The sequence below is a fragment of the Massilia sp. R2A-15 genome, assembly GCF_030704305.1.
Lineage (GTDB): Bacteria > Pseudomonadota > Gammaproteobacteria > Burkholderiales > Burkholderiaceae_D > JAFCUW01.
This window is the reverse complement of record NZ_CP131935.1, coordinates 3653608-3678607: the sequence shown is the minus strand read 5'-3', so window position 1 is coordinate 3678607 and position 25000 is coordinate 3653608. Positions and strand designations below refer to the sequence as shown.

Here is a 25000-nt window from a genome sequence, read left to right as displayed (position 1 = left end):
CGCTCTTGAAGATCCTGCTGGTACGCGTGTCGTCGCTGGGCGATGTCCTGCACAATCTGCCCATGGTGGCCGATATCCTGCGCCGCCATCCCGGCGCGACGATCGACTGGGTGGTGGAAGAGGGCTACGTCAGCCTCGTGCGCCTCAATCCCCACGTCCGCAACATCATTCCGTTCGCGCTGCGGCGCTGGCGCAAGAGCCTTGGCTCGAAAGCGACGCGCGCCGAAATCGCCGCCTTCTTCCGCGCCCTGCGCGCCGAACGCTACGACTACGTGTTCGACACCCAGGGGCTGCTGAAGACCGGCGTGATCATGGGCGCCGCGCGGCTGGCGCCGGGCGGGCGCAAGGTCGGCCTGGCCAACGGCAGCGAAGGCTCCGGCTACGAGGGCATCTCGCGCATCTTCCACACCGACAGCATCGCGCTCGACCCGCGCACCCACGCGGTGGCGCGCGGGCGCCTGGTGGCCGGCGCGGCGCTCGGCTATGGGGTCGATACACCGCCCGACTTCGGACTGCCGGGCCCCGACCAGTCGCAGCGCCCGCACTGGATGCCGGAGGCGCCGTACGCGGTGTTCTTCCACGGCACCGCGCGCGCCGCCAAGAAATGGCCGGCCGCGAACTGGATCGCCACCGGCCGCGCGCTGGCGCCGATGCCGGTGCTGCTGGCGTGGGGCTCGGAAGACGAAAAGCGCGAGGCCGAACTGATCGCCGACGGCATGCCGAACGCGATCGTGCTGCCGAAGCTGTCGATGATGGAAGCGGTGACGCTGGCGCGTAATGCGGCGCTGGCGATCGGCGTCGACACCGGCCTGACGCACATCGCCGCGGCCTTCCTGCGCCCGACCATCGAGCTGTATTGCGACTCGCCGAAGTGGAAGACCGAAGGCAACTGGTCGCCGCGCATCATCAACCTGGGCGACAAGGGGCAACCGCCGTCGGTGGACGACGTGGCCAGCGCCTGCGCGCGCCTGATCGGCGCCGCATGAACCGTTCGACGTATTCGCTGCTGTGGCGCCTGGCGCTGCCGCTGGTGCTGGGACGCCTGTGGTGGCGCGGCCTGCGCGAGCCCGGCTACCGCAAACACCTGGGCGAGCGGCTGGGCCACTACGGCGACCAGGGCGCCGGCTGGCATACCATCTGGATCCACGCGGTGTCGGTGGGCGAGACGCGCGCCGCCGAGCCGCTGGTGGACGCGCTGATGGCGGCCTATCCCGAAAGCCGCATCCTGATGACCCACATGACGCCGACCGGCCGCGCCACTGGCGCCGCGCTGTTCGCGCGCCACGGCATCCGTTTCCAGCAGTCCTACCTGCCGTACGACCTGGCGCCGATGGTGTTGCGCTTCATGCGCCACTTCACGCCGCGCATCTGCATCCTGATGGAGACCGAGGTGTGGCCGAACCTGATCGCAGTGTGCGCGAAGCGCGGCGTGCCGGTCGCCCTGGTCAACGCGCGCCTGTCGGAGCGCTCGCTGCGGCGCGCCGGCCGCTTCGGCAAGCTGATGACCGACGCGGCGCGCGCGATCACGCTGGTCGCCGCGCAGACCGAGGACGATGCGCGCCGTGTGCGTTCGCTCGGCGTGCCGAACGTCGAAGTCACCGGCAGCATCAAGTTCGACGTGGTGGTGCCGCCCGCCGCGGTGGACGCCGGCGCTGCGCTGCGCGGGCGTATCGGTGCGCGGCCGGTGCTGCTGTGCGCCAGCACGCGCGACGGCGAGGAGGCGCTGATCCTCGACGCTTTCCTGCGCATGGATGCGCGCCCGGCCGGCATGCTGCTGCTGATCGTGCCGCGCCACCCGCAGCGCTTCGACGACGTGGCGAAGATGGCCCAGGCGCGCGGCTTGGCGCTGGCGCGCCGCTCCGGGGACGGCTCGGTGGATGCGGACGTCCAGGTGATGCTGGGCGACTCGATGGGCGAGATGTTCGCCTATTTCGCCGCCAGCGACTGCGCCTTCATCGGTGGCAGCCTGCTGCCGCTGGGCGGCCAGAACCTGATCGAGGCCTGCGCGCTGGGCAAGCCGGTGCTGATCGGCGAGCACACGTTCAATTTCGCCCAGATCAGCGACGAGGCGGTGGAGGCGGGCGCCGCCCGGCGCGTGCGCGATGCCGGCGACATGCTGCTGCAGGCGTCAACGCTGCTGGATGACGGCGCCGCGCGCGCCGCGATGGGCCAGCGCGCCGCGGCGTTCGCCAACCGCCATCGCGGCGCGACGGCGCGCACGGTTGAACTGTTGCGACGTCATATTTACTAATTTGATACCATGTGTTTTTTCAGGTCCGATCCTTCCGGACAGACGGGGTTCGCATGTTGTGGTTCAATCATCCGAAGCCGGTCGGCAGCCGCAAGCCGGTAGCCGTCCTGGTAAAGCAGCACATCGATCCGCCGACGACGCACTCGATCAACGCCTCGCCTCCCGCTATACCCACCTTGCATAAAATCGATGAAGAACAGCTGGAGCCGCTGGAGTTCTCGGTGCGTTACTGCTTGTCGGAATACGTCAGCTTCATGTGGCATCACGGGCGCAACCTGATCCGCCGGCGCCGCATCCGCGCCCCGACGAGCTGGTACATGCTGGTCAAGAGCACCTGGTCGGCCGCCTTCCATTTCGTGATGCAGGGCCGTTCGCGCCACACCTACGCATTCACCATCGACCGCCACGGCATCGTGCGTACGGGTCCTGGGGGAGTAACGCTGATCGGATGGGAAGATGTGTCGGCGATTCGCAGCTACGCGCGCGGGCGCCTGATGGTGCTGCGGCGCGGCACCTTGCCGATCCCCGAGCGCTGCCTCGACCGCGCGCAGTCGGACCACCTCGGCGCGTATGCGGCCTGGGTAAAGGCGGCGCAGTAGGGGCTGGTCAGTCCGGGAAGATGACCGGCAGTTCCTGCGAACGCTTGCGCAGCGCCGCCTTGGCGCCGTCATAGTCCGGATACACCGATTCGACCGCGGCCCAGAAGCGTGCGCTGTGGTTCATTTCCAACAGGTGCGCCAGTTCGTGCGCCACCACGTAATCGATCAGCGGCAGTGCATAGTGGATCAGGCGCCAGTTCAGGCGGATGCTGCCTTCCACCGAGCAGGAGCCCCAGCGCGTGCCGGCCGACGACAGCGTCATCGACGTATAGGTCACTCCCAGCCGCGCCGCATACAGGTCGAGCCGCTCGGCAAACACCCGCTTCGCTTCGTCCTGCAGCCAGATCCGCACGCGCTGCTGCAGCTGCCACTCCGACAGGCCCGGCGCCACGCCGACGCACAACTCGCGCGCTTCCTCATTGAAGCGGCAATGGCTGCGCGCGGCCGGTTCCAGGCGCAGCACGATCTCGGCGCCCATGAACGGCAGCTCGGCGCCGTCGACCCATTGCACCGGCGGCTTTTGCTGGCGCAGCGCGCGCCGTTCGCCGCGTTCCTGCAGCTTGGTCAGGATCCAGCGCTGCTTGGCGCGGATGGCGTTGTCGATTTCGGCCAGGGTGACGCGCCGGGGCGCGGTCACGCGCAGGCCGTCGTCGTCGATCATGAATCCGATCGAGCGGCGCGATGACCGGCGCAACGAGTAGTCGATGGTTTGGGAGCCGAGCAGGATGCGGCGCAGCGGCGGCGCGTCCGGAGCGCGGGGCGGGGTGGGAAGGGTGATGCGCGGAGGCGCCGGCGGCGCCTTGAACAGCGCGCGCGGCGGGGAAGGCGGCGCGGAAGGCTCAAGCGCCGCGAAGAAATCCTGCGCGAACAGCTCGAGCTGGCCGTCGATGCCCGGCGACTTCATGTCCTGCTTCGGCGCATTGGCCCGGATTAAGTCGCCGACCCCGCTCAGCCAGCGCTGTAGGCGTGGGGCGAAATGACGCGCATTTCTGACTCTATCCAATTTTCTACCTCTTGCATCATGCTGTCGGGAGTGTGATTGTCCGGCGCAATCGGCTTGCCGATCGAGACGGTGATCACACCGGGACGTTTCAGGAACGAGTTCTTGGGCCAGCATTCACCTGAATTATGCGCGATCGGGACCACCACCGCACCTGTTTCCACCGCCAGCCGGGTGCCGCCGCTCTTGTATTTTCCGGCCTGCCCCACCGGGATGCGCGTCCCTTCGGGGAACATGATAATCCATTGGCCGTCGGCCAGCCGACGCTTGCCCTGGGCGACCACTTGCTTGAACGCGTTCTTGCCCTGGCTGCGGTCGATCGGGATCATGCGCAGCAGCGCCATGCCCCAGCCGAAGAAGGGAATATACAAAATCTCCTTCTTGAAGACGTACACCAGGGGGCGGGTGAGGCTGGGCAGCAGGAAGATCGTCTCCCATGCCGACTGGTGCTTCGACAGCACGATGGCCGGCGCGTCCGGCAGGTTCTCGTAGCCCTTGAAGCGGTAGTGGATGCCGCAAATGACTTTGGCGCACCAGATGACGAACACGTTCCAGCGCGAGGTCACCCAGTAGCGCTTGTTGTAAGGCAGCGGCGCGGCCAGCAGGCAGACGCAGACCCAGATCACGGTGGCGACCACCATGACGACGGTGAACAGCAGGGAACGCAGGAACAGGCCGAGATTACGCAAAATCAGTCTCCGGGTGGGCTATCAGTTTGGTGCGGGAAGCGGGTTTTTGAGCAGCGTATTGACCATCGCCGCGAGGTCCGGAAACACCTCGGTGCCAGGCGGCAGGCCGCCGGTCTCGAAGGTTTTCTGGCCCTTGCCGGTCAAGACCAGGTAGGGCGTGCAGCCGCACTTGAAGCCCGATTGCAGGTCGCGCAGCGAGTCGCCCACCGTCGGCACGCCGCGCAGGCTGATCTTGAAACGCTTGGCGATCTCCTCGAACATGCCCGACTTCGGCTTGCGGCAGTCGCAGTTGTCGATCGCCGCGTGCGGGCAGAAGAAGATCGCATCGATCGTCGCGCCCACCGTCTGCGCACTGGCGTGCAGCTTCTGGTGGATCGAATTGAGGATGTTCATGTCGAACAGTTCGCGCGCGATGCCCGACTGGTTCGACGCGATCACCACGCGATAGCCGGCCTGGTTCAGGCGCGCGATCGCTTCGAGCGAGCCAGGAATGGGAATCCACTCGGCCGGCGACTTGATGAAGTCCGGCGAGTCGTGGTTGATGACGCCGTCGCGGTCCAGGATGATCAGTTTCATGGCGTGTGGGCTCCGTTAAACCGCCAGCTTCGAAATGTCGGCCACCCGGTTCATCATGCCGTGCAGCTGGGACAGCAGCGCCAGGCGGTTGTTGCGCAGCGCCGGGTCTTCGGCATTGACCATCACGTCGTTGAAGAAGCCGTCCACGTCGTCGCGCAGCTGCGACAGCGTTTTCAGGGTGCCGGTGAAGTCGCCGCGCGCGAACGCCGCATCGACTTCCGGACGCACGCGCGCCACGCTGGCGGCGAGCTTCTTCTCGGCGTCTTCCTGGAGCAGGCTCTCGTTGACGGTGCCGATGGCGCCTTCGGCCTTCTTCAGGATGTTGGTGATGCGCTTGTTGGCCGCGGCCAGCGAGGCGCTTTCGGGCATCTCGGCGAAGGCCTTGACGGCTTCCAGGCGCTGCACGATGTCATCCAGGCGGTCCGGGTCCTGCGCCAGCACCGCTTCGACCTCGTTGGCCGAGAAGCCGCGCTCGCGCAGGATGCCGCGCAGGCGGTCGATGATGAAGCCCTTCACGTCAGCCGATGGATCCTTGAACTCCTTGCGGTAGTCGAACACCGATGCGGCGTCGGCCAGCAGCTCGCTGATCGACAGCGGCAGCCGCTTTTCCAGCATCATGCGCAGCACGCCCAGGGCGTGGCGGCGCAGCGCGAACGGGTCCTTGTCGCCGGTCGGCGCCAGGCCGATCGACCAGATGCCGACCAGGGTTTCGAGCTTGTCGGCCAGCGCCACGGCGGTGCCGGTGGCGGTCGAAGGCAGCGCGTCTCCGGCGAAGCGCGGCTGGTAGTGCTCGGACGCGGCCAGCGCGACTTCCTCGTGCTCGCCGTCGTGGCGCGCGTAGTAGGCGCCCATGATGCCTTGCAGCTCGGGGAATTCGCCGACCATGTCGGTCAGCAGGTCGGCCTTGGCCAGCATCGCGCCGCGCTCGGCCAGCAGCATGTCGTAGCCGAGGCGCTTGGCAATGGCGCCGGCCAGGCGGGTGACGCGCTCGGTGCGCTCGGCCTGGGTTCCCAGCTTGTTGTGGTAGACCACGTTGGCCAGCAGCGGCAGGCGCGATTCGAGCGACTTCTTCTTGTCCTGCTCGAAGAAGAACTTGGCGTCGGACAGGCGCGGGCGCACCACGCGCTCGTTGCCGCCGACGATGGCCTCGGGCGTGTCGGTGGCGATGTTCGAGACGATCAGGAAGCGCGAGCGCAGCTTGCCGGCCGTGTCGGTCAGCGCAAAATACTTCTGGTTGGTCTGCATGGTCAGGATCAGGCATTCCTGCGGCACGGCCAGGAACTCGTCTTCGAAGCGGCATTCGTAGACCACCGGCCATTCGACCAGCGCGGCCACCTCGTCGAGCAGCGACTCTGGCATCAGCACCTGGTCGGCGCCGGCTTTTTCCAGCAGCGCGGCGCGGATCGCGTCCTTGCGCTGCGCGGTGTTGGCGATGACCTTGCCTTCGTTTTCCAGCATGCCGGCGTAGTTGACCGGGTGCGAAATCGAGATCGGCTGGCCGTTCGACAGGAAGCGGTGGCCCAGCGTGGTGCGGCCGGCCGCCAGGCCCAGTGCGGTCAGGGGCACGATCTGTTCGCCGTGCAGCGCGATCAGCGAATGGGCCGGGCGCACGAACTGCACGGTGGCGCCGTCGGGACGCTGATAGGACATCAGTTTCGGGATCGGCAGCTTGCCCAGCGCCTCATCGAGCGCGGCCTGCAGGCCGGTCGCCAGCGCGCTGCCTGCGGCGGTGTAGGTGTAGAAGAAGCTCTCGGCCTTGCCGTCGGCGGCGCGCTCGAGCTGCGCCACGGTGACGTCGGCGCGGCCCATCGCGGCCAGCTTCTTGGCCAGCGGCGCGGTCGGATTGCCGTCGGCGTCCAGCGCCACCGACACCGGCAGCACTTTTTCGCGGATCGATTTGTCGGGCGAGGCGGCGCGCACGTTGGTGATGGAAACGGCCAGGCGGCGCGGCGTGGCGAAGGCGGTGGCGACGCTTCCGGCGTCGAGGAAGTCGCGCGATTTGAGGCCCTGCTCGATGCCGGCGGCGAAAGCGCCGCCCAGTTTGACGAGCGCCTTCGGCGGCAGTTCTTCGGTCAGCAGTTCGACGAGTAATGTCTGGTTCATGGTTCTGTTCTTATATGTCGGTGGCTCAGGCGGTTTCCTGCGAGGCGCGCGGCGCCATCGGGAATCCCAGCTTTTCGCGCGAGTCGTAGTAGGCCTGCGCGACCAGGCGCGACAGGGTGCGCACGCGGCCGATGTAGGCGGCGCGTTCGGTCACCGAGATGGCGCCGCGCGCATCGAGCATGTTGAAGCTGTGCGAGGCCTTCATGATCTGCTCGTAGGCCGGCAGCGTCAGCGCCAGTTCGATCAGGCGCTTCGCTTCCGATTCGTGGTTCGCGAATTGCGCGAACAGCAGCTCGGTGTTGGCGTGCTCGAAGTTGTAGGTGGACTGCTCGACTTCATTCTGGTGATAGACGTCGCCGTAGGACAGCGTCTTCTTGACCGGTTCGCCGGCCGCCCCCTTTTCTTCCCACTCGGTCCACACCAGGTCGTACACGTTCTCGACGCCCTGCAGGTACATCGCCAGGCGCTCGATGCCGTAGGTGATCTCGCCCAGCACCGGCTTGCAATCGAGGCCGCCGACCTGCTGGAAGTAGGTGAACTGGGTCACTTCCATCCCGTTCAGCCACACTTCCCAGCCCAGGCCCCAGGCGCCAAGGGTCGGGCTTTCCCAGTCGTCCTCGACGAAGCGCACGTCATTTTGTTTGAGGTCCAGGCCCAGCGCTTCCAGCGATCCGAGGTACAGGTCGAGGATGTTTTCCGGCGCCGGCTTGAGCACCACCTGGTACTGGTAGTAGTGCTGCAGGCGGTTCGGATTCTCGCCGTAGCGGCCATCCTTCGGGCGGCGCGACGGCTGCACGTAGGCGGCGCGCCAGTGCTCCGGGCCGATCGCGCGCAGGAAGGTGCCGGTGTGGAAAGTGCCGGCGCCGACTTCCATGTCGTAAGGCTGGAGCAGGGCGCAACCTTGCTTGTCCCAGTAGGTTTGCAAGGTCAGGATAATTTGTTGGAATGTGAGCATCGTGGCGTGGAGCCGCGCGCGAAGGCGCGAGCAGTAGGTGAATTTGCTAAACGACCAATTTTAGCGGGTTTTGCGGGACGGCTGGGAACGGAAATGGCAAAACATCACGGCGCCGCCGCTTTCCGGAACGTCCGTCCGGAAAACCACGCCGCCGCGAGCGCCAGCGCGCCCAGCGCCAGGAATAAATAATTGCCGAAGCGAATGTACGGGGTCATGCCTTCCATGCCCTGCACGCGCGCCGACAGCACGCCGCGCTGGTAGGGCGGCAGCACGGCCAGCACCTTGCCGCGCGCATCGATCACGGCGGTGGCGCCGCTGTTGGTCGCGCGCAGCATCGGGCGCCCGGTCTCCATCGAGCGCATGCGCGAAATCTGCAGGTGCTGCGGAATCGCCACCGACTCGCCGTACCAGGCCAGGTTCGAGGAGTTGAGCAGGATCGTGGCCGGCTGAGGCGACGATCGCAGTTGATCGGCGATCTCCTCGCCGAACGCGTCTTCGTAGCACACGTTCGGCAGCACGCGCTGGTCCTTGACGGCGAACGGCGCCTGCACGGCCGGTCCGCTGGTGAAGTCGCCCAGCGGGATCTGCATCATCTGCACGAACCAGTGGAAGCCTTGCGGGACGAATTCGCCGAACGGCACCAGGTGGTGCTTGTCGAAGCGGTAGGCCTGGCCGTCGGCGCCGATTCCCGCCACGCTGTTGGAGAAATGGCTCGGGCTGTCCATCAGCGGGATCCCGTACAGCAGGCTGCTGCCGGTGTCGCGCGCGAACTTCGCCAGGCCCGGCAGGTAGTCGGGCGGCAGCTGCTGCGGGAACAGCACGACCGCCGTTTCCGGCGTGGCGATCAGGTCGGCCGGCGCGGCGGTGATCATGTCGCGGTACAGGTCGAGCGCCTTCCGAATGTAGGGCGCCTCGAATTTCTCGCCCTGCGGCACGTTGCCCTGCAACAGGCGCACCGTCAGCAGGCCGCCGTGCGGGCGGGTCCACTCGATCTGTTTCAGGCCGAAGCCGGCCGCCATGATCGCGGCGAGCAGGCCGATGGCCGGCCAGCGTCCGCGCTGGGTCAGCATCGCCAGGCAGCCGGAACACAGCGCGACCAGCACGCCGATGCCGTACACGCCGACGATCGGCGCATAGCCCGACAGCGGGCTGTTATGGTGGGCGTAGCCGGACGAAGCCCACGGGAAGCCGGTAAACACCCAGCCGCGCATCCATTCGGACAGGCCCCAGGTCACCGGCAGCACCAGCAGCAGGAAGCTGGCCACCGGCAGCGACCAGCGGCGCCGCAGCCAGGCCGCGCAGGCCATCGCGAACGAGGCGAACAATCCCATGTAGGCGCCCAGCAGCAGGATGGCGAGGGCGGCCAGCGGCGCGGCCAGGCCGCCGAAGCGGTTCATCGCGATGTACAGCCAGTGCATGCCGGCCACCGACCAGCCCAGGCCGAAGGCCCAGCCGATCCAGCCGGCGCGGCGCACCGAGGTGTCCATGCCCACTTGGTAGAACACGAAGGCGAGAAGGGGAAACTGCAGCGGCCAGGAGCCGAACGGGGCGAAGGTGAACAGCGACAGGCCGCCGGCGATGGCCGCGAACAGCATCGGCCAGGCGGTGCCGCGCGGCGTGGCGCCGGCGTAGGTCGGGGCTGCGCGAGGACGGCGCAGCATCAGTCGTGTTCGTCCTCGGCCAGCGGCAGGCGCTCGACCAGCAGCACGTGGATCTGGCGCGCGTCGGCGCGCAGCACTTCGAAGCGCAGGTTGTCGATGTCGAACGATTCACCCTTGTGCGGCATGCGGCCAAGGTGATTGGCGACCAGGCCGCCGATGGTGTCGACGTCTTCGTCCACCAGCGACGAACCGAGTTCCTCGTTGAACTGATCGAGTTCGGTCAGCGCCTTGACGCGCCAGCGCGGACCATGGTGGCCTTCCTTGATCGACAGGACGTTGTCTTCTTCCTCGTCGAAGTCGTATTCGTCCTCGATGTCGCCGACGATCTGCTCCAGCACGTCCTCAATGGTGATCAGGCCGGCCACGCCGCTGTATTCGTCCACCACGATGGCCATGTGGTTATGGTTGGCGCGGAAGTCGCGCAGCAGCACGTTCAGGCGTTTCGATTCGGGGATGAAGATGGCGGGGCGCAGCATGTCGCGCACGTCGAACGATTCTTCGGCGTAGTAGCGCAGCAGGTCCTTGGCCAGCAGGATGCCGACGACCTTGTCGCGCTCGCCCTCGATGGCGGGGAAGCGCGAGTGGGCCGTGGCCAGCACGCTGGGCATCCATTCTTCTATCGGCTTGCCGATGTCGATGACGTCCATCTGCGAGCGCGGGACCATGATGTCGCGCGCGGACAGGTCCGACACCTGGAACACGCCCTCGATCATCGACAGCGCGTCGGCGTCGATCAGGTTGCGCTCGTGTGCGTCGTGCAGCACTTCGAGCAGCTCGTCGCGATTTTCGGGCTCGGGGGAGATCAGTGCGGTCAGTCGTTCAAACAGTGACCGGTGGGGTTTGGCGTCCGTGCGGACGTCCGTAGGGTGCTCTGGCATAGTTGGCGTGAGCCGTTGTTGCGATTGGCGTAGGATACACTAAAACGGCAAATGCCTGATTTTTGAGCAGGTGCGCCGCCGCGGACCAAGGTCCGGGGTCAGGTCCGGCGGAACTGACACGGGGTTGTCGCCACCGTCAGCGCTGCAACGATGCCCGAGCCGGTGAAAACAGCTCGCTCCAGCGGTTGGCGCGGCCGAGGATCTGGTCGGTCACCAGGATCGCCCCCGCCGTGCAGTAGGTCATGCCATTGCCCGAGTCGCCGGTGATGATGTAGACGTTGGCCTGGCCGGCCGGGTAGTGGCCGAGCATGGCGATGCCGTCGTGCGGCTCCATGACGCGGCCCGACCACCGGTATTCGACCTGGCCGGCGGCAGGAAAGCGGGCACGCGCCCACGCTTCGATTTCGGCGTAGCGGCGCTGCGGATCGATGCCGTCGCCGCTGGCGTGATCCTGCCCGCCGACGACCAGCAGTTCGTGCGCGGCGCCCGGCGCCGCCGCGGCCAGGCGGACGTAATAGTACGGATTGCCGCTGTCCCACAGCAGCGCGCGCGGCAAGGCGTCCTTCGGCACGCGCAGGCCGATCACGTAGCTCTGGTACGCCTGCTGGCGCTCGCGCGGCGCAAAGCGCGGGTCGAACGGCGTGTTGGTGGCGATGACGACCGCGCCGGCATGGACGTCGCCGTGGGCGGTGCCGACCGACTGCCCGGTGGCGCCGCTTTCGATCGACAGCGCGCGCGTGCCGCCGTGGATGCGCCCACCCAGGCTGACGATGGCGCGCGCCAGCCCGGCCAGGTATTTCAGCGGATGGAACTGGGCCTGGCGGGCGAAGCGCAGGCACGGGCCGGTGTCGAACGGCAGGCCGGGCACCCGTTCGAGGCGGCGCACGTCGATGCCCAGGCGCGAGGTGACGCGGTATTCGGATTCGAGCGTGGCGTCCCATTTGCCGTGCGGGTTGAACAGGTAGCCGTCGAGGCGCTCGAACTCGCAGTCGATCTGCTCGGCGCGCACGATCGACTCGACGCAGTCGGTGGCGCGGCGGTAGCTGTCGGCCAGCAGGGCCGTATTGCCAGTGCCGAGCGTGCGTTCGAGCCGGGCGAAGCGTTCGTCGGGCGGGAACATGTGCGCGGCGCTGCGCCCGGTTTCGCCGGTGCCCACGCCGGCGCTGTCGATCACGACGACCGATTTACCCTCGCGCAGCAGCATGTAGGCGGTGGTCAGGCCGGCGATGCCGGCGCCGATCACGCAGACATCGGCGCGGGCGGCGCCGTCAAGCGGCGCAAAGCCTGGGATGCTGGCCGTGTCCAGCCACAGCGAGCTCGGTTCTTGTGTTGTTTGCATAAGCACGCTCCTGTCTTCTGGTTCTTGTTTTATGAAGAGCCATTGGACCGGATTGGGGGCGTGCGCTACGGTGCGTTTACGTACATATGAGACGTAACTGAGTGCAACAAATGTGACGGGAATTCGGAAGATGGGGTCAGGTCCGCGGGACCAGACCCCGGCGCGCTAGTCGGCGTACGGGTCGGGGAAACCCAGCGACTCGAGGATGTCGCGCTCGAACTGCTCCATTTCGTCCGCTTCCTCGTCGTGCTCGTGGTCGTAGCCCTGCGCGTGCAGCACGCCGTGGACCACCAGGTGGGCGGCGTGCTCCTCGACCGTCTTTTTCTGCTCGGCCGCCTCGCGTTCGAGCACGTCGGTGCACAGGATGATGTCGGCGCGGGTCGGCTCGTCCTCGCCGATTTCCTCCCCTTCGTTATAGGCGAAGGTCAGCACGTTGGTGGCGTAGTCCTTGGCGCGGTAGTCGCGGTTCAGCGCGCGGCCTTCGTCGGCGTCGACGAAGCGCAAGGTCAGTTCGGCCGGCCCGAGCAGGGCGGCCTGCACCCAGCGCCGCAGCTTGGCGCGCGTGACGGTGGCTTCGAGCCGGGCGTCGGGGTACTGGACCGACAGCGAGAGTTTATTTTTTTCGGACATTGCGGGCAGCCGGTTTGGGCAGCGCGACCAGTTCCTGGATCGAGGCCGCGGATTCATAGGCGTCGACGATGCGCGCGACGAGCGGATGGCGCACCACGTCGGCGCTGGAGAACTGGGTGAAGGCGATGCCGCGCACGTCCTTGAGCACGTGGACGGCGTCGATCAGGCCGCTCTGCTGGGTCCTGTGCAGATCCACCTGGGTGACGTCGCCGGTGATCACGGCCTTGCTGCCGAAACCGATCCGGGTCAGGAACATCTTCATCTGTTCGACCGTGGTGTTCTGCGCTTCGTCGAGGATGACGAAGGCGTGATTCAGCGTGCGCCCGCGCATGTAGGCCAGCGGAGCGATCTCGATCACCTGTTTCTCGAACATCTTCTGGGTGCGGTCGAAGCCGAGCAGGTCGTACAGCGCATCGTACAGCGGGCGCAGGTAGGGATCGACCTTGGAGGCCATGTCGCCGGGCAGGAAGCCGAGCCGCTCGCCCGCTTCGACGGCGGGGCGGGTGAGGACGATGCGCTTGACCGCGTCGCGCTCGAGCGCATCGACCGCGCAGGCGACGGCCAGGTAGGTCTTGCCGGTTCCGGCCGGCCCCACGCCGAACGCGATGTCGTGTTCGAGGATGGCGCGCAGGTAGGCGATCTGGTGCGGGGTGCGCCCGCGCAGGTCGGATCGGCGGGTTTTCAGCACCGGCGTGGTGTGCTCGCTCAGGTCCGGATGTTCGGGATCGGGGTCCGGGCTGGTCAGGGCCGGCGTCAGGCCGGAGCGCTGCTCCACCAGCGCGAGCTGGACTTCCTCGATCGGCACGATCTTGTTGGCCACCGCGTAGAAGCGCTCGAGGATCTCGACGGCGCGGTCGGCGTTGCTGCCGCTGACGATGAATTTCTCGCCGCGGCGGAAGATGGTGACGTCGAGCGCGGCCGAAATCTGGCGCAGGTTCTCGTCGAGCGGCCCGCACAGGTGCGCCAGGCGGGTGTTATCGAGCGGCTCGGGAATGAAGTACGAGGGCTGGATCGGGGTCTTGGTTTTCAACTGGCTTTCGCGATCATGTCGGCGCTGGCGACCAATTCGCCGCGCAAGGTGTAGTTAAAGCTTTCGGTGATGCGCACGTCGGCCATCTTGCCCACCAGGGCTTCGAACTGCGCGCCGGCGGCGAAGTTGACCACGCGGTTGTTCTCGGTGCGGCCCTGCAGCTCGCCGGCGTCTTTTTTGGACGCGCCTTCGACCAGGATGCGCTGCACGGTGCCGACCATCGCCGCCGAAAATTTGCGGGTGTTGGCGTCGATCGCGGCCTGCAGGCGCTGAAGGCGCGCCAGCTTGACCTCGTGCGGCGTGTCGTCGGCCAGGTTCGCGGCCGGCGTGCCGGGGCGCTTGCTGAAGATGAAGCTGTAGCTGGTGTCGAAGCCGACATCGTCGATCAGCTTCATCATCGCCTCGAAGTCGGCGTCGGTCTCGCCGGGGAAGCCGACGATGAAGTCCGACGAGATCGACATGTTCGGGCGCACCGCGCGGATGCGCCGGATGATGGACTTGTATTCGAGCGCGGTGTAGCCGCGCTTCATGGCGCCCAGCACCCTGTCGGCGCCATGCTGGGCCGGCAGGTAGAGGTGGTCGACCAGCTGCGGGATCTTGGCGTAGGCGTCGATCAGGCGCTGGGTGAATTCCTTCGGGTGGCTGGTGACGAAGCGGATCCGTTCGACGCCGGGAATTTCGGCCACGTATTCGAGCAGCAGGGCGAAGTCGGCCATCTCGCCGCCTTCCATCTCGCCGCGGAAGGCATTGACGTTCTGGCCGAGCAGGGTGATCTCGCGCACGCCCTGCGCGGCCAGGCCGGCCACCTCGGCCAGCACGTCGTCGAAGCGGCGCGACACTTCCTCGCCGCGGGTGTAGGGCACCACGCAGTAGCTGCAGTACTTGCTGCAGCCTTCCATGATCGATACGAAGGCCGAGGCGCCTTCGGTGCGGGCCGGCGGCAGGTGGTCGAATTTTTCGATTTCGGGGAAGCTGATGTCGACCTGGGAGGCGCCGCTGGCGCGCCGCTCGCGCATCATCTGCGGCAGGCGGTGCAGGGTCTGCGGGCCGAACACCATGTCCACGTACGGCGCGCGCTTGACGATCGCCTCGCCCTCCTGCGAGGCGACGCAGCCGCCCACGCCGATCAGCAGGCCCGGCTTGTCGCGCTTGAGTTCACGCAGGCGCCCGAGGTCGGAAAACACTTTTTCCTGGGCCTTCTCGCGCACCGAGCAGGTATTCAGGAGGATTACGTCGGCGTCCTCCGGCGTGTCGGTGCGTACGAGGCCGTCCGAGGCGCCGAGCACGTCGGCCATCTTGTCCGAGTCGTACTCGTTCATCTGGCAGCCGAAGGTCTTGATGAATACTTTTTTCTGCATGGAGGGGTTTTCTGATCTGTGCTGACGCTATGACAACGCGGCTTGTCAGTTTACCGCAAATCGCGGGCGCGGGACGAACGCCAGCGCATGGCGTTTTCGCTAACGTTTAGAAACACTATTTACAGGAACTTCATGAGTTCGAGAAATAAAGTGGTGCAAACTTAAATTAAGGATATTGATTTAAGTAAATGATATTAGCCATTTCCGGGCGTAAATATTAACCCCTGTTTGATAGCGCCCGAGTTATTTCCTGTTGTAAATCAATGAGTTCCACAGGGATGCTGAAGCGCAAACTGAATAGAAGAAATCTCTTGCGTGCGCCACAAATTATTTCCCTGTGGTGAAATGACGATGTGACAAGTTTTCCGCACGATAGCTTGATTTCAAACAAGGTGAACGTTGCTCAGGTCGGATGTACTGATGGCGTATGAGTCTGATAATTTGTTTGTTTTACAAGTTCGGCGGGGAGCGAGTAGCGCGATGCGCAATCGGCCCGGGGAAGGCGTCTGTCGTGACAGGCTTTCACCGTTTTCCGGGAACTTACGTAGACGAAAGATAGTCTTAAACAATGTTCGTAGCAGAAATTATTTCAACCACACATACGAGGTAGATCATGGCACACCATGCGCTGGCATCACAGGAAAGCTACAACCCGAATCACCTGCTCGATATTCTGCTCGGCAAGATGCAGCTGAAGAACGACGCTGCACTGTCGCGCATGCTTGAGGTGGCCCCGCCGGTCATCAGCAAGATCCGTCACCATCGCCTGCCGGTCGGCGCCTCGCTGCTGATCCGCATGCATGAAGTGACCGGCATGAGCATCCGCGACCTGCGCGACCTGATGGGCGATCGCAGGACCAAGTATCGCCTGTCCGACGCCCAGGGCCGTCCAAAGGCGGAAGACAAGCCTGCGGCCGCAGAGCCTGCGAGCACCACCGGCAACTATGCCCATTGATGCCGTGGGCATGGCGGCCAGCGCCGCCATGCCTTCGGTTCGCTGCCCGGCGCCGTAGCGGCACCGGGCACGCTGCCCTGGTCAAGCCATCAGGACGGCGGAAATTTCCTCGAACTGCAGTTCGGTTTCGCGGAACACATGCAGGTAGGCTTCCTCGTTGAGGCCAAGGGCATTCCACGCGACCGCCGACACGGGCGGCACCAGGTCGTCTTCCTCGCCCGCGATGTCGAGCGCATGGACGATCGCGTTGGCCACATGGATGATGGTGGCCAAAAATCCCGCGCCCGGCGCCTCCGGATCGTGGTGCTGGCCGATCGCCTGCTTCATCGTGTCCGAAAAATTCCAGTGCCCGGCCAGCGCGACCCCCGCCGCGACATGGTCCACGCCCAGCACCGCGCGTTCCGCATCGAGCAGTTCGCAGTCCCGCTCCGCGCGCCAGGCGATCGCCTCGGCATAGCGCTCCGGATAGGTACTGACCAGCACCAGGCGTCCGATGTCGTGCAGCAGTCCGGCCGTGAAGGCGTAATCCGGGTTGAAGCGCATGCGCCGCGCCAGCACGCGCGCGCAGGCGGCGGTGCCGATCGAATGGCGCCAGAATGCCTTGTCGTTGAAGCCGGCGCACTGGCCCTGGGCGAAACAGCCGGTCACGGCCGCGGCGGTGATCAGGTTGCGCGTGGTCTGGAAGCCGAGGAAGGTCAGGGCCTGCTGGATCGTGGTGACCTTCACCTGCAGGCCGTAAGCCGACGAGTTGGCCAGGCGCAGCGTCTTGGCCGTCAGCGCCTGGTCGTGCGACACCTTTTTCGCCAGCACCGAGATATCGACGTCTTCCTGGTCGATCGCGGAGAGCAGCTCCATCACCACCGCGGGCAGCGAGGGCAGGTCCTCCAGGCGCGCGACCACGTCGTCGAGGGCAAGCAGGCTCATGGCGCTATCTCCCGGCCCAGGCGGTAGTCTTCGATGTAACGGTGCAGGATGCCGGTGGCCCAGTCGTCGTTGTCGTCGATGTCGTTATTGCGGAACAGGCGGCCGAGGCGGGCCTCGATGGCGGCCTGATCGGGCGCCGCGGCGGCGCCAGCGTCATCGCTGCGTACCGGCAGCATCTCGACGCCGTGGCGCGGCAACAGCGCAATGATGGCCTCCGTCAGCACCGCGCCCTGCGGCAGCAGCACCTGGCCGCGCTGGTCGAGCAACACATCGGAAAGCACCATGCCCGGCCTGACTTCGGCCAGCGGCAGGTGCTGATAAGCTGAACTCATTGATCCTCCATGGCAGTGATGCAATTTTACCATCGTCCTTCGGGCGGCAGCGAAAGTTTGCGGCCCCGCCTGCTCGCTTGCCAAGCGGCACGCCATCCCTTACATTGGACTACCCCGCGCCTTCCCGGAACGATCGCATGTTCAGTATTCAAAGCCGGCTGCAACTGTTGTTCGTGCTGATCGTCACGCTGGTGCTGACCATCTCCGGCACCTACGCCCAGTATTCGCTCGGCAAGGAACTGGAGGCGAGCTACCAGCGGCTGCGCGACGGTGTGCTGACGCGCCTGCAGATCAGCCTGCCGTCGGCGCTGTGGGACCTCGACAAGGCCAAGGTCGACACCATCCTCGACGCCGAAATGCTGCCGCCGGAAGTGGTGTCGATCCGGGTCTACGACAGCGCCGTCGGCCTGTTCGCCGGCAAGCAGCGCGGCGCCAGCGGCGCGGTGGTGCCGGCCGGCGGCAGCGCGCCGCAGGGCACGCCGGTCGAGGCCGGCCTCGAGTTTCGCGACGCCAGCTCGTCCGGCACGAGCATCCGCCCGGTGCCGGTTGGTAAGGTCGTGGTGACCTTCAGCCGCGCCCAGATCGACGCCGCGCTGGCCTCCGAACTCACGCGCCGGGTGGTCGAGGTGCTGCTGCTCGACGTTATCCTGGTCGTCGCCCTGTCGCTTTCGCTGCGCGTGGTGTTCCGGCCGCTGCAGGGCTTGCGCGACGGCCTGTTCGAACTGGCCACGCGCGGCGGCGGCGAAGTCGGGGAGCTGCCGGAAGACCGGCGCGACGAACTGGGCGAGGTGATCCGCGGCTTCAACCAGATCCAGCGCCGCCTGAAGTCCACCATCGTGCGCATCCGAGAAGCCGAGGACGCTGCCCGCACCTCGGCGCGCCAGACCGCGCAGGCGCTGGCCGACCTGCGCCAGACCCAGGAGTCGCTGCTGCAGGCCGAGCGCCTGGCCTCGCTGGGCGGGCTGGTGGCCGGCGTCGCCCACGAAATCAATACGCCGGTGGGCATCGCGCTCACCAGCGCCTCGGTGCTCAAGGACGCCACCGACCAGATGCAGGCGGCCGTGGCCGGCGAAGGGCTGAAGAAATCGGTGGTGCTGCGCTACCTCGACACCGCGGCCGAAAGCGCGCGCCTGATCATGAACAACGCCCACCGGGCGGCGCACCTGATCCACAGCTTCAAGCAGATCGCGGTGGACCAGACCAGCGAGGCGCGGCGCCGCTTCGCCCTGATGGAGTACGTCGAGGAAATCGTCACCAGCCTGCAGCCGAAGCTCAAGACCATCCGCATCGACATGAAGCTCGACGGCCCGTCCGACATCATGCTCGACAGCTACCCCGGCGCCTTTGCCCAGGTGATCACCAACCTGGTGCTCAATTGCGCCGAGCACGCCTTCGGCGCCGACCAGGAGGGGCGCATCGAGATCAGCGCGCGCCAGCTCGGCGAGACGGTCGAGATCGCGCTGGCCGACAACGGCAGGGGCATCGCGCCGGACGCGCTCGACCGCATTTTCGAGCCCTTCTTCACCACCCGGCGCGGGCAGGGCGGCACCGGCCTGGGCCTGAACATCGTCTACAACCTGGTGGCCAAGCAATTCGGCGGCACGATCACGGCGCGCAGCACGCCCGGCCTGGGCACCGAATTTACCCTGCGCATTCCGCGCGTGGCGCCGCAGGCTGTCCCGGCCGAGTAGTTCGCACCGCTTGCGTGCGGCCAAGCGAGGCCGGCGGTTTTGTTATATTCTCGCCATCTCCATTGACCCCTTGTGCGCGCCGCAATCGCGCCCATTTTCTTGCAAAGGAACCCCATGAAACTGTACTTCGCTCCTGGCGCCTGCTCCCTTTCGCCGCACATCGCCCTGCAGGAATCCGGTCTCCCGTACACCACGGAAAAGGTCGACCTGCGCAGCAAGAAAACCGCCAGCGGCGCCGATTACCTCGAGGTCAATCCGCGCGGCTATGTGCCGGCCCTGCAGCTCGACAACGGCCAGGTGCTGACCGAAGGTCCCGCGATCGTCCAGTACATCGCCCATCAGGCCAAGGACAAGCAGCTCGTGCCGGCCTTCGGCAGTGACGACCACTACCACCTGCTCGAGCGCCTCAACTTCATCAGCGCCGAAATTCACAAGGGATTCACGCCGCTGTTCAACCCGGCCTCGACCGACGAGGCCAAGGAACAGGCGCGCGCCAACCTGACCAAGCGCTTCGGCCAGGCCGAGAAGTTGCTCAATGGGCACGACTACCTGGTCGGCGACAAGTTCAGCGTCGCGGACGGCTACCTGTTTACCATCCTCAACTGGACCAAGAAGGTCGGGCCGGACCTCGCCGACATGCCGAACCTGCAAGCCTTCCACGCCCGCATCGGCGCGCGTCCCGCAGTCCAGCAGGCGATGCGCGACGAGGGCTTGCTCGGTTGAGCGCGCGCGGCGGTCCCGGCATCGCGCTGCTGCGCGGAATCAACGTCGGCCGCGCCAAGCGCATCGCGATGGCCGACCTGCGCGCCTTGTTCGAGGAGCTGGGGTTCACGGACGTGCGCACCGTGCTCAACAGCGGCAACGTCGTCTTCGGCGGCGGCAAGTTCGCGCCGGGCAAGGCCGCGGCGGCGATCGAGGCGGCGCTGGTGCAGCGCCTGGGCGTCGCCTCGCGCGTCACGGTGCTCGGCGCCGCCGAGCTGCAGGCGGTGGTCGACGGCAATCCGCTGCTCGGCCAGGCCACCGACCATGCGCGGCTGGTGGCGTTCATCCTGGCCGGCGCCGATCAGCGCAAGCTGCTCGAACCGCTGGCGCGCCAGGACTGGGCGCCGGGCGCGCTGGCGATCGGCGAGCGCGCCGCCTATGTCTGGTGTCCGACCGGCGTGCTCGACAGCGCCGCGGCCGCCGCGGTGTCCGGGGCGCTGGGCGACGCCACCACGTCGCGCAACTGGAATACCTTGCGCAAATTGCGGGAGCTGTGCGCGCCCGCGCCTTGATCGCTTCCAGACCCCGTCCTCGGTAATTGCGCTTTTATCCACGGCAATGGCATTTTTATGCCCGAGGTAAACCAGAACCTCAAATCGAATTACAATGGGAGCTTATTGTCCGCAGCGTTCGCTCATCCATTACTTCGCTTATATAGAACAACTGCAACAGTATGATTCTAAAGATAATTTTCATTTGTACAATTATCTGAATTTCAAATACGGATTGTTCGTTTTTATCAGAACGATCATCTAATTAGCAGCCCATCACTAATTGAATTACCGCAATGTTCACATTTGTTGCGCTACACGAAGTTTTACACTAATTTATTTGCACCCGCGTTTTTTTTGAAGGTATAGTCACCATATCGGTATTGCCTTCAAGCATCAAAATGATGGCAAAACGGTCATGAAATGGCCGTAGTGGCATTCAATGCCCCTGCCAGCCGCCGCGCCACGACTTCGCCGGCAATCCAAGACTGCTTGTACCTGCGCCACGCGCACCATTTGTCCAAAGAGTAACCATGCCATATCTTGCCAAATTACAGATCGCCTTCAAGAACGTGTACGTGCGCCTCGCCGCCGTGCTGCTGATTGCCTCGCTCGTCTGGCTGGCGGTCGTGCGCGCCGACGTCGCCCAGGACCCGAGCCCGGTCGTCCAGTCGCAGAACATTTCGGAGATCACCGAACTGGCCGCGCGCAAGGACCAGCTCGACTACCTGCTGGTGGCCAAGCCGCTGTCGGAGTCGCCGCGATACATCTTCAAGTTCAAGGGCGCCAGCGAACTGCACGTGGTCAAAGTGCCGTCCACCTCGCACCTGAGCCTGGAGCGCGAAGTGCTGCTCAAGAACGCCATTCCCTATTCGATCGCCAAGGAAGACTACCTGGCCTCGCACAAGGCCGTGCTGCTCGACGAAGGCGAAAACAGCGCCACCGCCGAGGCGACCGCTTTTCTGAAGCGCCACGCGCTCGACATCCTGGTGATCTGTTTCATCATCTACGCCCTCAAGTTCGGCATTCCGGGCATGGGCATGAACGCGTCCGTCATTTCGCCCGACAAGCTCAAGGGCAGCATGGACGACCTGATCGGCATGGAAGACATCAAGCAGGAAGTGCTGCACCTGGAAGACATGATCCGCAACCGCGCCGAGTACAAGTCGCACAACATCGACAAGCCGTTCAACGTGATGCTGACCGGCCCCGCCGGCACCGGCAAGACCAAGCTGGTCGGCTACCTGGCCAAGAAGCTCAATGTGCCGCTGATCCAGGCGTCGGGCTCGGCGCTGGAATCGGGTTTCGTCGGCGGCGGCTCGAAGGCGCTCAATGCGCTGTACCGCAAGGCCTGCGCCAAGGGCAGCTGCATCATCTTCCTCGATGAGGCGCAGACCCTGTTCATGCCGCGCGGCCGCGGCGAGAAGAAGTGGGAAGACGACACCGCCAACACGCTGCTTGGCCTGCTCGATGGCGTCAAGAGCGACAAGGGCGCCGGCGTGATCTGGGTGGTGGCATCGAACTTCGATGATGCCTCGTCCGAGATGGACGAAGCGATGCTGCGCCGTTTCTCGGTGAAGATCAACTTCCGCCTGCCGAACAAGACCGAGCGCAGCGAACTGCTCAAGAGCTTCCTGTCGCGTAAAAAAGATGGCCTGGTCGACTGGAGCGACCTCGATCTGAACCAGGTGGCCGAGATGACGGCGAACCTCAGCCCGGCGCTGCTGGAGACGGTGGTCGAGCGCGCGAGCATGATCTCGATCCAGGAAAAGACGATCATCAACACCGACCTGATGTTCCGCGCTTTCGAGCGCGCCACGCTGGGCCTGACCGACCGCGCCACCACGGCCGAAAAGCACAAGCAGCGCGAGCGCGTGGCGCTGCACGAGCTGGGCCACTTCTTCATGCAGATCGATCCGTATCTGCGCCAGGGCATGTCGCTGGAAGAAGTGAAGGAGAAATCGCACCTGCTCAAGATCAGCACCGAGTCGGTGTCGAAGATCGGCGCGCTCGGCTACGTGCTGCAGTCGGGCGACGACGTGTCGCTGCGCACGCTCGAAGAACTCGAGCAGGACGTGATCCAGCTGTACGGCGGCGTCGCGGCCGAAGAACTGTTCTACGGCGCGCGCGGCATTTCGGTCGGCAGCCAGAACGACATCGAGAAGGCCACCAAGATGCTCAACCTGATGGTGAATCGCCTGTCGATGTACTCGCGCTCGAAGATCGACTACACGCAGCTGGGCCAGGACCAGCACGGCGAGCATTCGGTACGCCAGGTCGAAGAGAAGTCCGATGAGCTGTACAGCTACACGCTGGGCGCGATCCGCGATTACAAGGCCGTGATCGAATCGATCAAGGACACGCTGCTGGACCAGTACGTGCTGTCGAAGGACGCCGTGTTCGCGCTGCTCGAAGAGCGCCACGACATGCTGATGGCGCACCTGTCCGGCCCGCGTGGCGCCAGCCTGAAACTGTGCGGCGACGGCGCCGCGGTGTAAGCCAGCGTCGGCTAACAAAATGGGGTCAGGTTCGCAGAACCTGACCCCTTCTTCGTTTACGGCGCCGCAGTAGAATCGGCGGCGGCGACAAATCCGGGGGCAGGTCCGCCGGACCTGACCCCAGCTCTTGGTCCGCGGGCGTGACACCATTTTTCGCTTACCGCGCCATCCCGCGTTTCATCGATTCGCCTTCACCGAGCGCTTGACGGAATCGTCGGCGCCGTGGCGCATGTCATCGATCTTCCAGCATCCGGATTCCTTGCGCAGGATGATGTGCGTTGTGCGCTGTTCGACCGGCTGATGTGGTTCAACCGAAAACCGGAATGCGTACACAACCTCCGCATGATTGCCGTCGCGTTTGGCCAACGCGAATGTCATGGGAGGTCGCGCTTCGCCTTCCTGCGAATTAGTCCAGAGGTCCCCTTCGCAAATGGCGCAAGGTTCATCCCGTTGGGTGGCGCGCGCCGCATCGCGCCGGATCGATTCGAGAAAGTCAGAGGCGAGAAATCGACTGGCGTCGGGCGCGTTTAGGCCCGGCCGATTTTTCCATACCCAGCGGGTTACCGCCGTCGGCGATTCGCCGACACACTCTTGGCCCGAAGACGCGACAGCGCGACCAGTCGCTAACAACATGCTTATGGCCAACAGCAGCACAAATGCTCGGGGCTTACTCAACCACATAATAGTTTCGACCATCGTTGACCTCGCGCGGCGCTAGTCTGAAATTGATTGTTCGTTCATGTACTGGTTGACCTACCCATTGATCCAAGACTTGAATACCAATCGGGCTTTGGCCAAGGTAGATCGCAACATGGGAAGTTCCGTTCACCTTGTTCCCGTAACGCCCATTTTCGTCGAACGTTGCTATGGCGGTCCCGACTGCAATAGTATTGTCACCTTGTACCTGCTTGCCCTTACGCCAGACTCCAGTATGCGGCATCAACGCAGCCGCCCGCGCATAGGCGACGCAGTGGCCGTTTCCCACAGCGGTCTTGTTGAATTTTCGAGGATCCATTGCGACATAAGGCACGATAGCTCTCCGGAAGGTTGAGGCGGAATGTCGCGTCGAAAACATGCCGTGCGACTTCGCTAGCCTATTGGAAAAGCTGCCCAATCGAAATGATCCGTCGCAATGAGCCACGTGGAGGCTGATCCTGCAGACCTGACCCCATTTTCTTGTTCAGTGCTGGCCCGCCAGGATCGGCTTGACCGCCTGCGTATCGGCTTTCAGTGCGAAGTAAGTCCAGACGGCGCCAAGGACTTCGATCACTCCAAACAGAATCAGTGTCGGGCTGACGAGGTCCATGACTGCAAAGATGGTGAAGGCCACGAACGTAAGCAGGCGTGTGTACACCGACGCTTCGAGAAAGGCCTTGTTTTCGTGACTGGCGGCGACCCAGGAATACACGCCCAGCATGAACGCGAGCACGCCGACGACGTGAATCCACACCTCGGACGTGACTGGCATCCGAAACATCGACAACAAGAAGTTCGGCGCGACCACCAGCATGGCGCCGACGACGAACAGGTAGGAGGCGAAGACCTTGGCACTGAATGCAGAACTGGACATGTGTCCCTTTTTGTTTTGAAAAGTGGGGGAGCTAGGGCGCCGTGGCCAGCATCAGCAGCACCTTGCGCACCGACGCGCGCACCGCCAGGAATTCGTCGCGGCGCGCGTGCTTGTCCAGCCGGAACAGCATCAACCCTTCGACCTGCGCCACCATCAGGATCGCGCGCTGCATGGTCTCGTCGTCGGAAATGGCGGGATTGAGCGGGCGGATCAGGTTGAAGATCGCCTTGCGCTCGCGCGCCAGCATGCGCGCCATCAGCGCCGACGCAAACGCATTCCTCGACGCCAGCGCCCAGATCTCGAAGAAGATCGCGTGCGTCACCGGATCGGTAATCTCTTCCAGGAACATGTCGATCGTCGACAGGAACTGTTCGGCGCGCGTCGCACTGACCATCTCGGCCGAGATGCTGTCCATCTTCGCCTGGAACACATCCATCGTGTACAGCAGCAGCGCTTCGAGCAGCACGTCCTTGCTCTGGTAGTAGTGCTGGACGTTCGACAGGCTGATGCCCACTTCGGCCGCCACGCGCCGCATCGACAGGCCGGCGTAGCCGTCGGCCGCCAGCAGCGCGCGCGCCGCCTGCAATATCTCGTGCGCGCGGCCCAGCCCCTTTTCGGTGGTGACCGAAGTCTTGGCTTTCGGGACGCTGGCGAGAGTCGATGGCATGATGTGATTATCGCATGGGCTATGCGGAATAGTACGACTGA

The 25000-nt window shown here is 65.0% G+C and carries 25 protein-coding genes; 8 read left to right on the top strand and 17 right to left on the bottom strand.

What is annotated here, in order from left to right; genetic code table 11:
• Window positions 1-5: 5 nt before the first annotated feature.
• From waaC to Q4S45_RS16810, 3 genes are read left to right on the top strand one after another with little or no spacing between them, the layout of a single operon-like run.
• Window positions 6-986, top strand: a complete 981-nt coding sequence (waaC, locus tag Q4S45_RS16820; protein WP_305506213.1) for a lipopolysaccharide heptosyltransferase I — start codon at window positions 6-8, stop codon at window positions 984-986.
• Window positions 983-2251: a lipid IV(A) 3-deoxy-D-manno-octulosonic acid transferase gene (gene waaA / locus Q4S45_RS16815; protein WP_305506211.1), complete on the top strand. Its 1269-nt coding sequence runs from the start codon at window positions 983-985 to the stop codon at window positions 2249-2251. Before waaC ends, waaA begins: the two co-directional genes overlap by 4 nt.
• 53 nt (window positions 2252-2304) lie before the next feature.
• Window positions 2305-2850, top strand: coding sequence for a YcxB family protein (locus Q4S45_RS16810; RefSeq protein ID WP_305506209.1), 546 nt, complete (start codon window positions 2305-2307; stop codon window positions 2848-2850).
• 7 nt (window positions 2851-2857) lie between these two features.
• Here the strand turns inward: Q4S45_RS16810 and Q4S45_RS16805 are convergent, their stop codons facing one another.
• The 11 genes from Q4S45_RS16805 to miaB form a co-directional block, all read right to left on the bottom strand.
• Entirely contained in the window at window positions 2858-3754 is an 897-nt protein-coding gene (locus Q4S45_RS16805; protein WP_305506207.1) for a M48 family metallopeptidase, read from the bottom strand.
• Between the two features lie 44 nt (window positions 3755-3798).
• Window positions 3799-4539, bottom strand: a complete 741-nt coding sequence (locus tag Q4S45_RS16800; protein WP_305506205.1) for a 1-acyl-sn-glycerol-3-phosphate acyltransferase — start codon at window positions 4537-4539, stop codon at window positions 3799-3801.
• A 21-nt stretch (window positions 4540-4560) separates the two neighbouring features.
• Window positions 4561-5115, bottom strand: a complete 555-nt coding sequence (gmhB, locus tag Q4S45_RS16795) for a D-glycero-beta-D-manno-heptose 1,7-bisphosphate 7-phosphatase (RefSeq protein ID WP_305506203.1) — start codon at window positions 5113-5115, stop codon at window positions 4561-4563.
• Window positions 5116-5130: 15 nt separating this feature from the next.
• Window positions 5131-7218 carry a glycine--tRNA ligase subunit beta gene (gene glyS, locus Q4S45_RS16790; protein ID WP_305506202.1) on the bottom strand — a complete coding sequence of 696 codons (2088 nt, stop codon included), beginning with the start codon at window positions 7216-7218 and terminating at the stop codon, window positions 5131-5133.
• Between the two features lie 25 nt (window positions 7219-7243).
• On the bottom strand, window positions 7244-8173 hold the full coding sequence (gene glyQ / locus Q4S45_RS16785) for a glycine--tRNA ligase subunit alpha (RefSeq protein ID WP_305506200.1): 930 nt from the start codon (window positions 8171-8173) through the stop codon (window positions 7244-7246).
• 104 nt (window positions 8174-8277) lie between these two features.
• Window positions 8278-9834: an apolipoprotein N-acyltransferase gene (gene lnt, locus Q4S45_RS16780; protein WP_305506198.1), complete on the bottom strand. Its 1557-nt coding sequence runs from the start codon at window positions 9832-9834 to the stop codon at window positions 8278-8280.
• A complete protein-coding gene (locus Q4S45_RS16775) occupies window positions 9834-10712 on the bottom strand; it encodes an HlyC/CorC family transporter (RefSeq protein WP_305506196.1) in 879 nt (292 codons plus the stop codon). The genes lnt and Q4S45_RS16775 overlap by 1 nt, the downstream gene beginning before the upstream one ends.
• A 136-nt stretch (window positions 10713-10848) precedes the next feature.
• A complete protein-coding gene (locus Q4S45_RS16770) occupies window positions 10849-12051 on the bottom strand; it encodes an FAD-binding oxidoreductase (protein ID WP_305506195.1) in 1203 nt (400 codons plus the stop codon).
• 165 nt (window positions 12052-12216) lie between these two features.
• Window positions 12217-12681 (bottom strand): rRNA maturation RNase YbeY, encoded by a 465-nt coding sequence (gene ybeY / locus Q4S45_RS16765; RefSeq protein ID WP_305506194.1) that lies wholly within the window; start codon window positions 12679-12681, stop codon window positions 12217-12219.
• Window positions 12665-13711 carry a PhoH family protein gene (locus Q4S45_RS16760; RefSeq protein ID WP_305506192.1) on the bottom strand — a complete coding sequence of 349 codons (1047 nt, stop codon included), beginning with the start codon at window positions 13709-13711 and terminating at the stop codon, window positions 12665-12667. Before Q4S45_RS16760 ends, ybeY begins: the two co-directional genes overlap by 17 nt.
• Complete coding sequence (miaB, locus tag Q4S45_RS16755; protein ID WP_305506190.1) at window positions 13708-15069, bottom strand: tRNA (N6-isopentenyl adenosine(37)-C2)-methylthiotransferase MiaB; 1362 nt, start codon at window positions 15067-15069, stop codon at window positions 13708-13710. Before miaB ends, Q4S45_RS16760 begins: the two co-directional genes overlap by 4 nt.
• Before the next feature lie 613 nt (window positions 15070-15682).
• Here miaB and Q4S45_RS16750 point away from each other — a divergent pair.
• Window positions 15683-16024: a hypothetical protein gene (locus Q4S45_RS16750; protein WP_305506188.1), complete on the top strand. Its 342-nt coding sequence runs from the start codon at window positions 15683-15685 to the stop codon at window positions 16022-16024.
• 81 nt (window positions 16025-16105) lie between these two features.
• On the opposite strand, the gene Q4S45_RS16745 is transcribed toward Q4S45_RS16750, so the two are convergent.
• A complete protein-coding gene (locus Q4S45_RS16745) occupies window positions 16106-16948 on the bottom strand; it encodes an HDOD domain-containing protein (protein WP_305506186.1) in 843 nt (280 codons plus the stop codon).
• Complete coding sequence (locus Q4S45_RS16740) at window positions 16945-17280, bottom strand: hypothetical protein (protein WP_305506184.1); 336 nt, start codon at window positions 17278-17280, stop codon at window positions 16945-16947. The genes Q4S45_RS16745 and Q4S45_RS16740 overlap by 4 nt, the downstream gene beginning before the upstream one ends.
• 137 nt (window positions 17281-17417) lie before the next feature.
• On the opposite strand from Q4S45_RS16740, the gene Q4S45_RS16735 reads away from it, so the two are divergent.
• The 4 genes from Q4S45_RS16735 (at window position 17418) to Q4S45_RS16720 (ending at window position 22722) form a co-directional block, all read left to right on the top strand.
• Window positions 17418-18971, top strand: a complete 1554-nt coding sequence (locus Q4S45_RS16735; protein WP_305506182.1) for a sensor histidine kinase — start codon at window positions 17418-17420, stop codon at window positions 18969-18971.
• A gap of 114 nt (window positions 18972-19085) precedes the next feature.
• Window positions 19086-19694: a glutathione transferase GstA gene (gene gstA, locus Q4S45_RS16730; protein WP_305506180.1), complete on the top strand. Its 609-nt coding sequence runs from the start codon at window positions 19086-19088 to the stop codon at window positions 19692-19694.
• The gene (locus tag Q4S45_RS16725) at window positions 19691-20245 is read left to right on the top strand and encodes a DUF1697 domain-containing protein (RefSeq protein ID WP_305506178.1); all 555 of its coding nucleotides are present in this window, start codon (window positions 19691-19693) and stop codon (window positions 20243-20245) included. Before gstA ends, Q4S45_RS16725 begins: the two co-directional genes overlap by 4 nt.
• A gap of 512 nt (window positions 20246-20757) precedes the next feature.
• A complete protein-coding gene (locus Q4S45_RS16720) occupies window positions 20758-22722 on the top strand; it encodes an AAA family ATPase (protein WP_305506176.1) in 1965 nt (654 codons plus the stop codon).
• A 177-nt stretch (window positions 22723-22899) separates the two neighbouring features.
• On the opposite strand, the gene Q4S45_RS16715 is transcribed toward Q4S45_RS16720, so the two are convergent.
• From Q4S45_RS16715 to Q4S45_RS16700, 4 genes are all read right to left on the bottom strand, one after another.
• Window positions 22900-23376, bottom strand: coding sequence for a hypothetical protein (locus tag Q4S45_RS16715; RefSeq protein ID WP_305506174.1), 477 nt, complete (start codon window positions 23374-23376; stop codon window positions 22900-22902).
• Window positions 23377-23389: 13 nt separating this feature from the next.
• Window positions 23390-23752 (bottom strand): BPSL0067 family protein, encoded by a 363-nt coding sequence (locus Q4S45_RS16710; protein ID WP_305506172.1) that lies wholly within the window; start codon window positions 23750-23752, stop codon window positions 23390-23392.
• Between the two features lie 150 nt (window positions 23753-23902).
• A complete protein-coding gene (locus Q4S45_RS16705; RefSeq protein ID WP_305506170.1) occupies window positions 23903-24292 on the bottom strand; it encodes a hypothetical protein in 390 nt (129 codons plus the stop codon).
• Between the two features lie 31 nt (window positions 24293-24323).
• Window positions 24324-24959 carry a TetR/AcrR family transcriptional regulator gene (locus Q4S45_RS16700; RefSeq protein ID WP_305506168.1) on the bottom strand — a complete coding sequence of 212 codons (636 nt, stop codon included), beginning with the start codon at window positions 24957-24959 and terminating at the stop codon, window positions 24324-24326.
• Window positions 24960-25000: the final 41 nt, after the last annotated feature.